The 12,304-nt window shown below is 70.8% G+C and carries 9 protein-coding genes; 4 read left to right on the plus strand and 5 right to left on the minus strand.

Translation table 11 applies throughout. The features are described 5' to 3' along the window. Positions 1-41: 41 nt before the first annotated feature. The 5 genes from ACWDCZ_RS22560 to ACWDCZ_RS22580 all read right to left on the minus strand — a co-directional run bounded on the left by ACWDCZ_RS22560 (position 42) and on the right by ACWDCZ_RS22580 (position 6,027). Positions 42-1,115 carry a hypothetical protein gene (locus tag ACWDCZ_RS22560; protein ID WP_449816801.1) on the minus strand — a complete coding sequence of 358 codons (1,074 nt, stop codon included), beginning with the start codon at positions 1,113-1,115 and terminating at the stop codon, positions 42-44. Positions 1,116-1,206: 91 nt separating this feature from the next. Beyond that, positions 1,207-2,253, minus strand: a complete 1,047-nt coding sequence (locus tag ACWDCZ_RS22565; protein WP_449816802.1) for a hypothetical protein — start codon at positions 2,251-2,253, stop codon at positions 1,207-1,209. A gap of 91 nt (positions 2,254-2,344) precedes the next feature. Further along, entirely contained in the window at positions 2,345-3,418 is a 1,074-nt protein-coding gene (locus tag ACWDCZ_RS22570) for a hypothetical protein (protein WP_449816803.1), read from the minus strand. Continuing rightward, on the minus strand, positions 3,415-5,538 hold the full coding sequence (locus ACWDCZ_RS22575; protein ID WP_449816804.1) for a hypothetical protein: 2,124 nt from the start codon (positions 5,536-5,538) through the stop codon (positions 3,415-3,417). The genes ACWDCZ_RS22570 and ACWDCZ_RS22575 overlap by 4 nt, the downstream gene beginning before the upstream one ends. Positions 5,539-5,559: 21 nt before the next feature. Beyond that, the gene (locus ACWDCZ_RS22580) at positions 5,560-6,027 is read right to left on the minus strand and encodes a hypothetical protein (RefSeq protein WP_449816805.1); all 468 of its coding nucleotides are present in this window, start codon (positions 6,025-6,027) and stop codon (positions 5,560-5,562) included. A 259-nt stretch (positions 6,028-6,286) separates the two neighbouring features. On the opposite strand from ACWDCZ_RS22580, the gene ACWDCZ_RS22585 reads away from it, so the two are divergent. From ACWDCZ_RS22585 to ACWDCZ_RS22600, 4 genes are all read left to right on the plus strand, one after another. Next, a complete protein-coding gene (locus ACWDCZ_RS22585) occupies positions 6,287-7,489 on the plus strand; it encodes a CaiB/BaiF CoA transferase family protein (RefSeq protein WP_449816806.1) in 1,203 nt (400 codons plus the stop codon). Between the two features lie 2 nt (positions 7,490-7,491). Beyond that, positions 7,492-8,634 (plus strand): acyl-CoA dehydrogenase family protein, encoded by a 1,143-nt coding sequence (locus tag ACWDCZ_RS22590; protein ID WP_449816807.1) that lies wholly within the window; start codon positions 7,492-7,494, stop codon positions 8,632-8,634. 83 nt (positions 8,635-8,717) lie between these two features. After that, positions 8,718-9,932 (plus strand): acetyl-CoA C-acetyltransferase, encoded by a 1,215-nt coding sequence (locus ACWDCZ_RS22595; protein ID WP_074002249.1) that lies wholly within the window; start codon positions 8,718-8,720, stop codon positions 9,930-9,932. 85 nt (positions 9,933-10,017) lie between these two features. After that, complete coding sequence (locus ACWDCZ_RS22600; RefSeq protein ID WP_449816808.1) at positions 10,018-12,255, plus strand: 3-hydroxyacyl-CoA dehydrogenase NAD-binding domain-containing protein; 2,238 nt, start codon at positions 10,018-10,020, stop codon at positions 12,253-12,255. The last annotated feature ends 49 nt before the right edge of the window (positions 12,256-12,304 follow it).

The raw sequence follows: 12,304 nt of genomic DNA on the forward strand, positions 1-12,304 counted from the left end.
GGCGGCCGGTCATCAACCGGCCGCCCGCAGGAGGGGAGGCGTCACAGGATCGGCTCACAACCGATCGCCTTGCCACCGGCGGTGAGGAACTGGCGCACCAGGTCGTCCTGGTCGGGGAAGAGGTAGCGCTTCTCAAGCTGAGAGGAGTACCCGCCGGTGACGGTGAAGAAGACGTCCTTGCCCTGACAGCTCGTGACGAGCGTTCCGCCGGCCACCCACTGGGCCCGACCCAGATCGGAGGCCGTACCGTTCTTCCGACCCAGGGCGGTTGTCTGCGGCTCGGTGGTGATCGCGAACTGCTGCACCCGGCTATCGCGTCGCGGGTCCCCGCCGATCGTGCAGGACCAGATCGGGGCGGTGGCGGTGGTGACCTGCTGTGGCATGCGCCACCGGGCCTCGGGGTTCTTCGCGGGTGCGAACCCCGGCAGGCCGCAGAGGTTGGCCCAGTCCGGGTCCGAATCGATGCCCTTCTCCGACAGGCTCGCCGGTGCCGGGGGCACCCCGTTGCCGCATCCGCGCGCCTTGGCCACGTCGTTGGCGAGGGCTACGGCCAGCCGGGCCCTGGTCTCGTCCTGGCCGGTCTCACTGGTGCGGACCTCGGCTCGAACGCCCTTCTCGCACCCCTCGGGAAGTACGGCCCATGCGACGTCCGGCGTCACCGAACCGGCAGAGTCACCGGAGAACAGCCGGGCGTCCGAGGAGGCCAACGCGCCCGGACCGTCATCGGTGTTGTGGGTGATGGTGAACTGCGCGACCGCCGTGGAGGTCTGGAACAGGCCGGAAGTGACCCTGGCGGTGCAAGTGTTCCCGGTGTAGTTCTCCGTGGCGGAGTAGCGACCCTTGCTCTCACTGATCCGCCCCGACCCCAACAGGTGGTGCACCTGGTCCGCGGTGACCGCCCCGTCGCACACACTGCCCGGCCCGCCGAGGTTCGTCAGCCGGTACAGCCCGAACCCCGCCGCCCCTACCGGAACGAGGGAGAACGCCACGAGGACGACCGCCAGCCGTACCCGCAGCCCCCGCGTGGTGAACCCCTGCCGGTCGAGCGCCGCATCGACGCGCCGGGCGAGGCCCGTGGCGGAGCCGTCGGGCTTGTCGTCGTCCTTCGTTTCCACGATGTGCTGTCCCCTGTGTGTTGCTCGGTCGGCCGGAATCACGCGTGCCTCCGCGGGCGGCTGGTCGCGAACCGGCCGCCCGCGGGAGGTGTCAGAGGATCGGCTCGCAGTCGATCGCCTTGGCACCGGCGGTGAGGAACTGTTCCCAGGTCGTCTTGCCGATGAGGTCCCGGAAACCGTCCACTTCGAACCGGAAGCGGGTGGGCCGTCCCTGGCATGTCGCCATGACTTCGTGTTGCCCGACCCAGTGGGCTCGGCCGAAGGCCGGGCCGGGGTCGAGGGTCCACGGCTGGACGAGGCGCGGATCGGTGCCGATGGAGAAGGTGATCGCGGACCTGAGGTCCGCGTCCGAGTGGATCCTGCAGGCCCACAGCGGATCGGTCGCGTTGGTCACGGTCTCCTGATAGACGGGGCCACCGGGAGTGTCGGGCATCGTCAGCCCCGGCAGGCCGCAGACGGCGTCGCGGTTGAGGGGGCGGTCCGCACCCGCCGGGGTGAGCTCGCGCGGTGCGGGGAGCGGTGCCCCGCCGCAACCCTGTTGTGCCGCGACGTGGTTGGCCACCGCGGTGGCGAGCCCGGCGAGCTTCCGGGCGTCGGAGGACCGGGACTTGACGGTGGCCCGCTGCCCGTTGGCGCAGTCCTTCGGGAGCAGTGCGAAGCCGTACGACGACTTGTGCACGGCGCCGGCCGCGCCTCCGTTCGCCGAGGCGGCGAACAGCTGGGACTCCGCGTCGTATTTGAACCTGGCGAGGTCTCCGGCCTTGGGGAGCTCGATGACGGCGAACCGGTCGTTGCCGAAGATCCCGTTGCTCACCATCGCCGCACAGGACGCGCCGGGGGTGTCCAGCTTCCCGTCGCCGTACATCGTGGCGCTGACCTTGCCCCACCCGAGCGCGTCGTTCACCTCGTCCGCGCTCACCGCGCCGTCGCACACGACGTCCGGCCCGGACATATTGGTCAGGTTGTCCGCCAGAAAAAATCCCGCCCCGGCCGTGACCGCCACCACCCCCGTCATGGCAACCAACGCCTGCACCCGCAGCGGCCGGGTGGTGAACCCCCGTCGGCCGGGCGCCGCATCGACGCGCCCGGCCAGGCCTGCGGTGGAGCCGTCAGGCCTGTCGTCGTCCTTGTTGTCCACGATGTGTTTCCCCCTGCGTGTTGCTCGACCGACTGGATCCCTGTTTGCCGCCGCGGGCGGCCGGTCGCGACCCGGCCGCCCGCGGGAGGCGTCACAGGATCGGCTCGCAGCCGATCGCGTTTCCCCCGGCTGTGAGGAACTTGCGGGCCAGATCGTCCTGGTCGGGGAACATGGAAGGCGTCTGGTAGTCGCCGTTCAGAGTGAAGAAGACGTCCTTGCCGTGGCAGATGACGACGAGCGTGCCGCCGGCGACCCAACGGGCCCGCCCGATGGCGGACACCTCCTTGCCGTCCTTTTGGGTCAGGGCGGTGGTCTGTGGCTCGGTTGTGATTGCGAAGTACTTTGACCAGCTGTTGTGCATCGGGCCGCTGCCGATCGTGCAGGACCAGATCGGGGCGAACGCGGTAGTGGCCTGCTGAGAGACGTCGAGCTGCGCCTCGGGGTTCTTCGCGGGCGCGAATCCGGGCAGGCCGCAGAGATTGGCCCAGTCCGGGGCCGTCTCGGCCCCCTTCGCTGACAGGTTCTCCGGCGCTGCCGGTCTCCGGTCCCCGCATTTGCGTGCCTCGGCAGCCGCGGCCGCGAACGTCACGGCCAGACGGGCTCTGGCTTCGTCGTGACCCGTCTCGCTGGTTCGGATCTCGGCGCGCAGGCCCTTCTCACACCCCTCGGGGAGTACTGCCCATGCCGCGTCCGGCGTCACCGAACCGCTCCGGTTGCCGGAGAACAGCCGGGCATCAGAGGCGGCCAACACGCCTGGGCCATCCTTGGAGTTGCGGACGACGGTGAACCGCACGGTTTTCTCGGTCGTTTCGAACAGGCCGGAGCGGACCGAGGCAGAGCAACTGTTCCCCGGGGAGCTCTCCGCCGCCGCGTACCCCTTCCTGTGCTCGCTGATTCGTCCGGAGCCCAGGAGGTCGTGCACTTGGTCCGACGTGGCGGCCCCGTCGCACACGCTGTCCGGCCCGCCGAGGTTCGTCAGCCGGTAGAGCGCGAAGCCCAGCGCTCCGATCGGGACGAGGGAGAGCGCTATCAGCACCGCCGCCAGGCGCACCCGCAGCCCGTGGGTGGTGAAACCCCGCCGTTCGAGCACGACATCGACTCTGTCGGCAAGCCCTGTGGTGTCGTCGGAGCGTCCGGCCCTGCCATTGGTTCCCACGGTGCTCACGCCTTGCCGAATACGGTGCGATAGGTGTCGTTGACACTGGAGTTGTAGGCATTTCCTGCCTTTTCCTGGAGCTGGCGTGGAACACTGCCGTCACGGTCCAGGGCGTCGGACCCGTATCCTGACATGACCATCTTGTAAGTGATCATCTCGTCCAACTGTTGCCGTCCCGCTGAGAAATGGGAGCTCACATTGCCTTCGAGCTTTCCAGTGATTGCCGCGTTGGCGGCATCGGCGTATTTGGCTGTTCCGATGTCGACGTAGCGCTGTGCGATGTCGCCCACCCCCGGAATCAAATTCACGGGCGTGCCGAGCAGGTGGTAGTTCATCTTCGCCTGCCAGTTATTGGTCCCCTTCTCGGAGTCCGCGTGGTCGACGGCGGCGTCGGCGTACACCGCATCGAGCGCGCCGAGTGCCGAGGCGGCGTTGTGAACGAAGGACTCCAGTTCGGGCGTCGCATGGCCTGTCCGGCCAGGCATTGCAGCGTCACGGTCGAACTCGTTCAGACGGCGGGCGATCTCCTGGGTCTCGGCATGCTTGATGACGGCGAGAGACTCCGGGTCCTCGGCGGAGCCCCGGACAAGTCGCAGGAGCTGCTCACGGGTGACGGTGAGCCCATCGGGTTGGGACGGTCCGTGCAGCTTCTGCTTCCCGAGGATCTCGTGCACGTCCGCTGAGTAGTCGGCGATCATGTCGGCCATCGGTCGGCGGAGTCCGGCCGGAAGGGACGTCTTGTCTCCGGGGCCGTTGCCGGCGAACGACTTCATCGTCTCGTCCATGATCTGCGACATGACCTTGTCGTGCGGGCGGACGACCGGTTGGTCGCTGTGCGGGTCCCGACCGGTCGTGGCCGCTTCCAGGGCGTAGCCGAACGCGGTACGGGACGGGGTGAAGTCGGCGGGGATGTTCTGTTCGCCCCCTTGGAAAGGCCACTTCCGCTCGTGCAGCAGGTAGTCCAGGTTCTTGCTCTTGCCGGGATCGAAGAACTCCTTCGACGCCTCGGGGTTGTGGCTGAACGCATTCATCAGGCCGCCCATCGGATCGGTCTGGTTGGCCCGGCCGTTCCAGTTCGGGCCCCAGAGTTCCTCGCCCTTGGCCTTGCTGTTGCGCTCGAAATCGACCAGGTCATTGCCGACCTTGGACAGGAACGCCTTGTCGTACTTGCCGCCGGCTCCCATCAGCGCAGTCAGGGCCGGGTAGTTGTCGTTGTATCCCGCCGCGGACCCCCCGGGGCGGCGGGCGGCGGCCAGCAGCCCGTCCTCCCAGGCCTTGCCCATTCCGCCGTCGCGGGTGGCGGTGGCGAGCACGGTTGACAGCCCGGCGTAGACGTCCTGGTAGCCCGCGGCGTTGTGGTTGCCGTGGGCGAGGCCGTCATAGACCTTGCTGTACTCCAGCAGGGCGTCGGGGCCGGTCTTTCCGCCGTAGTTGAGGCCGTTGAGCAGGGTGGTGGAGAAGTCCTTGTTCTCCGCATTGGCGGCCATGAGGGCCTGCAGCTGCTTGAGCTGGTCGTCGGAGAGGCTGCCGGCCTTGGCCATGAGGTCCTTGGCCCGGTTGGCGTCGGCGACCGGGCCGCCACCGTAGGGGGTGGGGTTGAAGGACGTGGTGCTGGTACCGATGTCGCCCTGGAGCGCGACGCTTGCCCGTTGGTCTGCGGCGGCGGCCTTCTCGACGGCCTTCGTCAACCGGGCCGCGATGGCCTCCGCCTTGGCCCTCAGCCCCTGGGCCAGCTTCTCGCCATCGGTGTCGTTCCGAGCCTCCTTCGGCAGGGTCCAGTTGACCTGGCCGTCTGCGGAGACGGTCATGTTCTCGGTTTGCGCGTCATGGATGGCCGTGTCGAGGTCGCGCCGGGCGGCGGTGAAGTCCTCGGCGGCGGTCTTCATGATCGCGGCGAGGGCGGTGGCGACGGCAGAGGCCTGCTTGAAGTCGCCGTCCATGCCCTGCATGGCCGTCGTCGCCGCGTCGGCGGCATCTCCCTTCCAGCCGGCCCGCTGGGCGGTGCTGGTGAGGTCCTTGGTGACCCGGCCGTCCAGAGCGGTGAGGGCCTTGGCCACGCCGGCCCAGGCCTCCGCGGCGTCGCTGACCCCGGAGAAGTCGGCCTCGTGCAGTTCCTTGAAGGACACCATCTGTGCTTTCCCCTCTCCTGGCTAGCGGGTCGCGCCGAGGTCGGCGGCGGTCCTGGCCTCGTTGTCGCCGTAGAACCGTTGGGTCTTGTCGAGGTTCGCGGCGGTGCTGCCGAGCTTGTCGTGCAGGGTCTTGCACTGCTGCAGCCACCGTTCGGTGCTGCCGGTGAGGGCACCGCCGAAGGAGAAGCCCCGGATCTTGGTCGACGCGGTGCTCGCGTACTCGGTGAGGCTGTGCGCGCCGGGGCCGGCCTTGCCGTTGGCGCTGTCGAGGTCGGTGGCGATCTGCCGCGCTATTCCGGCCGAGGCGTTGAGTTCGTGCGGGGTGTCCAGCTGGGTGGTGCCGAGGGCGGGCGGGATCAGTACGGGGTTGACACCGTTGGGCGGGGCCGGATTGGAGTACGGCGACTTCGACGCGTACGTGGACGCCGGGCCCGGTATCGGGTCCTTGGCCGGTGCGACCGGTCCGGTGACGAAGTTCGGGTTACCCATGTGCGCGGAATCCTCCCCAATCGGCAAAGCGGCCGCTCCCCTGCGGCATGACGACCGTACAGGGAGCCTCCGTCAGTGCACCGACCCACCCTCCGTGATTCCGTGGGCGCGGGGAGTGGCCGGGTTCACCGGGCCTGGGTCGAGGGGGAATTGGCGGCTCGGCGCGGGCGTGGAGGTCTTGTTACCGGCGGGTCGCTTGCCTATCATCCCGAGTGTGACAGCTTTACTGTCAAACCCGTCGGGAAGGGTTCAGCAGCCAGTGGGTGACGCGAGCAGGGCGCCGGAGGCCGGGGGGCCGTTGGCGGGTGTGCGGGTGGTGGAGCTCGCCGGGATCGGGCCGGGGCCGTTCGCGGCGATGCTGCTGGGGGACCTCGGGGCGGACGTGGTGCGGGTGGACCGGCCGGAGCCGTCGCCGCTCGGTACGGACCCGGCGTACGACCTCAGCAACCGCAACAAGCGTTCGGTGCTGATCGACCTGAAGTCCCCGGAGGGCCCCGGGCGGGTGCTGGACCTGGTCGAGCGGGCGGACCTGCTGATCGAGGGCTACCGGCCGGGCGTCGCGGAGCGGCTCGGGGTCGGCCCCGAGGCGTGCCTGGCACGCAACCCGGCGCTGGTGTACGGGCGGATGACCGGCTGGGGGCAGCACGGCCCCCGGGCGGCGACGGCCGGGCACGACCTCGGGTACGCGGCGGTCGCCGGGGTGCTCGGGATGGTGGCGGCGCCGGGCGGGGCCGAGAAGGCCCCCGGCATCCCGGCCAACCTGCTGGGCGACTACGCGGGCGGCTCGCTCTACCTGGTCGTCGGCCTGCTCGCCGGGCTGCACCACGCCCGCGCCACCGGCGCCGGGCAGGTGGTCGACGCCGCGATCGTGGACGGCGCGGCGCACCTCGGCTCCATGCTGTGGGGCCTGCTCGCGGCCGGCCACTGGCAGGACCGCCGGGGCGTCAACCTGCTGGACGGCGGCGCGCCCTTCTACGCGGTGTACCGGGCGGCCGACGGCGGTCACCTGGCCGTCGGCGCGCTGGAGCCGCGCTTCTACGCGGAGTTCGCCCGGCTGCTGGAGCTGGGCCCGGACGCGCCCGGCCAGTACGACCCGGCCCGCTGGCCCGAACTGCGCGCCCTGATCGCCGCCCGCTTCGCCACCCGGACCAGGGCCGAGTGGGAGGCCGTCTTCGCGGGCTCCGACGCCTGCGTGGAGCCTGTCCTGACGATGCGTCAGGCATCGGCGGACGCCCACCTGTCGGCGCGCGGGACGTACGTCGAGGCGGACGGCGTCACCCAGCCGGCCCCCGCCCCGCGCTTCTCCGCCACCCCGGGCGCCCTGCGCCGCCCGCCGGCCCGGCCGGGCTCGGACACCGCCGAGGTGGCCCGCGACTGGGGCGTCCCCGCCCTCGATCCTGACGTACCGGCCCCAGGGACCGGCGGCACCTTCCCCAACTCCACGGCAGAGCAAGGAGAGTAGCGTTGCAGCGCGAGATCTTCACCGAGCAGCACGACGACTTCCGGGCCACCGTGCGGGCCTTCCTGGCCAAGGAGGTGCTGCCGCACTACGACCGCTGGGAGAAGGCCGGCATCGTCGACCGCTCCGCCTGGCTCGCGGCCGGCCGCCAGGGCCTGCTCGGCCTGGCCGTCCCCGAGGAGTACGGCGGTGGCGGCACCCCGGACTTCCGCTACGCCGCCGTACTGGCCGAGGAGTTCGCCCGGGCCGGCGCGTCCGGACTGGCGATCGGCCTGCACAACGACATCATCGGCCCGTACCTCACCTCGCTCGCCACCGAGGAGCAGAAGCGCCGCTGGCTGCCCGGCTTCTGCTCGGGCGAGCTGATCACCGCGATCGCGATGACCGAGCCCGGCACCGGCTCCGACCTCCAGGGCATCCGCACCCAGGCGGTCGACCAGGGGGACCACTTCCTGCTCAACGGCGCCAAGACCTTCATCTCCAACGGCATCCTCGCCGACCTGGTGATCGTGGTCGCCCGCACCACCCCCGAGGGCGGCGCCCACGGGCTGAGCCTGCTGGCCGTCGAGCGCGGCACGCCCGGTTTCGAGCGCGGCCGCAACCTCGACAAGATCGGCCAGAAGGCCCAGGACACCGCCGAGTTGTTCTTCGAGGACGTCCGGATGCCGAAGGAGAACCTGATCGGCGAGCTCAACGGCGGCTTCGTCCACCTGATGCAGAACCTCGCCCAGGAGCGGCTCACCATCGCCGCCGCGGCGATCGCCGGCGCCGAGTACCTGGTCGAGATCACCACCGACTACGTCAAGCAGCGCGAGGCCTTCGGCCGTCCGCTCGCCAGGCTCCAGCACGTCCGCTTCGAGATCGCCGAGCTGGCCACCGAGTGCGCCATCACCCGCGCCTTCGTGGACCGCTGCATCACCGAGCACAACCGCTGGGCGCTCACCCCGGCGGACGCCTCGATGGCCAAGTGGTGGGCCACCGAACTGCAGAAGCGCACCGCCGACCGCTGCCTCCAACTGCACGGCGGCTACGGCTACATGAGCGAGTTCCCGGTCGCCCGGGCGTTCACCGACGGCCGCATCCAGACCATCTACGGCGGTACCACCGAGATCATGAAGGAGATCGTCGGCCGCTCCATCCTCGGCTGAGCGCCTCCGCCCTTCCGAGCCCCCAGGGCCCCCGCTCCGAACACCCCCCCCGCCCCGAAAACCCGCTGAAAGGCGTTCCCACCGTGACCACCGAAGCGTACGTCTACGACGCGATCCGCACCCCGCGCGGCCGGGGCAAGGCCACCGGCTCGCTGCACGGCACCAAGCCGATCGACCTGGTCGTCGGCCTGATCCACGAACTGCGCGGCCGCTACCCCGGGTTGGACCCGGCCGCGATCGACGACATCGTGCTCGGCGTGGTCAGCCCGGTCGGCGACCAGGGCTCCGACATCGCCCGGATCGCGGCCATCGCGGCCGGCCTGCCCGACACCGTCGCCGGCGTCCAGGAGAACCGCTTCTGCGCCTCCGGCCTGGAAGCCGTCAACCTGGCCGCCGCCAAGGTCCGTTCCGGCTGGGAGGACCTGGTCCTGGCCGGCGGCGTGGAGTCGATGTCCCGGGTGAAGATGGCCTCCGACGGCGGCGCCTGGTTCGCCGACCCGATGACCGCGTACGAGACCGACTTCGCCCCGCAGGGCATCGGCGCCGACCTCATCGCCACCATCGAGGGCTTCTCCCGCACCGACGTGGACGCCTTCGCCGCCGAGTCCCAGGCCCGCGCCGCCAAGGCCCAGGCGGACGGCCTGTTCGACCGCTCGGTCGTCCCGGTCCGCGACCGCAACGGCCTGGTCGTGCTGGAGCGTGACGAGTTCATCCGCCCCGGCACCACCGTCGAGACCCTGGCCGGCCTCAAGCCGTCCTTCGCCGGCATCGGCGAGGCCGGCGGCTTCGACGCCGTCGCCCTCCAGAAGTACCACTGGGTCGAGGCCATCGACCACGTCCACCACGCGGGCAACTCCTCCGGCATCGTGGACGGCGCCGCGCTGGTGGCCATCGGCAACCGCGAGGTCGGCGAGCGGTACGGGCTGCGGCCGCGCGCCCGGATCGTCTCCGCCGCCGTCTCCGGCTCCGAGCCGACCATCATGCTCACCGGCCCCGCCCCGGCCACCCGCAAGGCGCTCGCCAAGGCCGGGCTCACCGCCGCCGACATCGACCTGGTCGAGATCAACGAGGCCTTCGCCGCGGTCGCGCTCCGCTTCATCCGCGAACTCGGCTTCCGCCACGACCAGGTGAACGTCAACGGCGGCGCGATCGCGCTCGGCCACCCGCTCGGCGCCACCGGCGCGATGCTGCTCGGCACCGTGGTCGACGAACTGGAGCGGCGCGACCTGCGGTACGGCCTGATCACCCTCTGCGTGGGCGGCGGCATGGGCATCGCCACCATCGTCGAGCGCATCTGAGTCCACGCGTCGCCCGCCGCCTCCCTTCGTGGGACACGCTGCGCGTGGTACCTCCCTCTGCAGACCGGTAGACCTGGAGAACTTGATGAGCGACACCACCACCATCCGCTGGGAGCAGGACCAGGACGGCGTGGTCACCCTCGTCCTCGACGACCCCACCCAGTCCGTCAACACCATGAACGAGGCCTTCACCGCCGACTTCGAGACCGTCGTCGGGCGGCTCGCCGCCCTGGCCGCCGCGGACGCGCTGCGCGGCGTGGTGATCGCCTCCGGCAAGAAGACCTTCTTCGCCGGGGGAGACCTGCGGATGCTCTCCGCCGCCCGACCCGAGGACGCCGAGGCCGTCTTCGAGAAGTCGATGCGGATCAAGCGCGCGCTGCGCACCCTGGAGACCCTCGGCAAGCCGGTCGTCGCCGCCGTCAACGGCAGCGCGCTCGGCGGCGGCCTGGAGCTCGCCCTCGCCTGCCACCACCGGATCGCGCTCGACACCCCGGCCAGCCGGATCGGCCTGCCCGAGGTCACCCTCGGCCTGCTGCCGGGCGGCGGCGGAGTGGTCCGTACGGTCCGGCTGTTCGGCATCACCGACGCCCTGCTGAAGTTCCTCCTCCAGGGCCGCCAGTACCGCCCGGCGCAGGCGCTGGAGCACGGACTGGTGCACGAACTGGTGGACACCCCGGAGGAGTTGACCGCCCGCGCGAAGGCCTGGATCGAGGCCAACCCGACCGCCGTCCAGCCCTGGGACGTCAAGGGGTACAAGATCCCCGGCGGCACCCCGGCCACCCCGGCCTTCGCCGCCAACCTGCCCGCCTTCCCGGCCAACCTGCGCAAGCAGCTCAACGGCGCGCCCTACCCGGCCCCGCGCAACGTCCTGGCCGCCGCGGTGGAGAGCGCCCAGGTGGACGTCGACACCGCGATGACGATCGAGGCCCGCTACTTCACCGAACTGGCCTGCGGGCAGACCAGCAAGAACATGATCCAGGCGCTGTTCTTCGACATGCAGGCGGTCAACTCCGGCGCCGGGCGCCCGAAGCACGTCGAGAAGCGGCCGGTCCGCAAGGTCGCGGTGCTCGGCGCCGGGATGATGGGCGCGGGCATCGCCTACGCCTGCGCCAAGGCCGGCATCGAGGTCGTGCTCAAGGACGTCGGCATCGAGGCCGCCGAGCGCGGAAAGGCCTACTCCGAGGGGCTGTTGAACAAGGCCGTCGCGCGCGGGCGCTCCACCGAGGCCGACCGCGACGAGCTGCTGGCCCGGATCACCCCCACCGCCGAGGCCGCCGACCTGGCCGGCTGCGACGTGGTGATCGAGGCGGTCTTCGAGAACACCGAGCTCAAGCACAAGGTGTTCCAGGAGATCGAGGGCGTGGTCGGCCCCGACACGCTGCTCTGCTCCAACACGTCCACCCTGCCGATCGGCCTGCTCGCCGAAGGCGTCGAGCGCCAGGGCGACTTCATCGGGCTGCACTTCTTCTCGCCGGTCGACAAGATGCGCCTGGTCGAGATCATCCGCGGCCCGCGCACCGGCGACGAGGCGCTGGCCCGCGCCTTCGACCTGGTCCGGCAGATCGACCGTACCCCGATCGTGGTCAACGACTCCCGCGGCTTCTTCACCTCGCGGGTGATCGGCCAGTTCCTCAACGAGGGCGTCGCCATGGTCGGCGAGGGCATCCACCCGTCCAGCATCGAACAGGCCGCCGCCCAGGCCGGCTACCCCGCCAAGGTGCTCTCCCTGATGGACGAGCTGACCCTCACCCTGCCGCGCAAGATCCGCGACGAGTACCGGCGCTCGGTGGAGGCCGTCGGCGGCAGCTGGACACCGCACCCGGCGGACGCGGTGGTCGACCGGATGGTCGACGAGTTCGGCCGCCCGGGGCGCAGCGGCGGGGCGGGCTTCTACGAGTACGGCGAGGACGGCAGGCGCGGGCGGCTCTGGCCGGGGCTGCTGGAGCACTTCTCCGGTGCTCCGGCCGGTGCTCCGGCCGGTGCTTCCGCGGATGCCTCGGGTGGCGCTCCCGCTGGTGCTCCGGATGACGTTTCGTTCGAGGACCTCAAGGAGCGGATGCTGTTCAGCGAGGCGCTCGACTCGGTGCGCTGCCTGGAGGAGGGCGTGCTGACCTCGGTCGCCGACGCCAACGTGGGCTCGATCCTCGGCATCGGCTTCCCGGCCTGGACGGGCGGCGTGTTCCAGTACATCAACGGGTACGAGGGCGGCCCGGCCGGCTTCGCGGCCCGCGCCCGCGAACTCGCCGCCGCGTACGGCGAGCGGTTCGCGCCGCCGGCGCTGCTGGAGCGGGTCGCGGCCGAGGGGCGGACCTTCACGGACTGACCGGTCGGCCTGCTGGCCTGTCGGCCTACCGATCTGCTGACCTGCTCGG

This window comes from Kitasatospora sp. NPDC001225 (genome assembly GCF_053597855.1).

What these genes read in the sequence shown, in the direction of transcription:
- ACWDCZ_RS22580 (WP_449816805.1), bottom strand. Translation starts at nt 6,027, where the DNA reads ATGGGTAACCCGAACTTCGTCACCGGACCGGTCGCACCGGCCAAGGAC.
- ACWDCZ_RS22600 (WP_449816808.1), top strand. Translation starts at nt 10,018, where the DNA reads ATGAGCGACACCACCACCATCCGCTGGGAGCAGGACCAGGACGGCGTG.
- ACWDCZ_RS22575 (WP_449816804.1), bottom strand. Translation starts at nt 5,538, where the DNA reads ATGGTGTCCTTCAAGGAACTGCACGAGGCCGACTTCTCCGGGGTCAGC.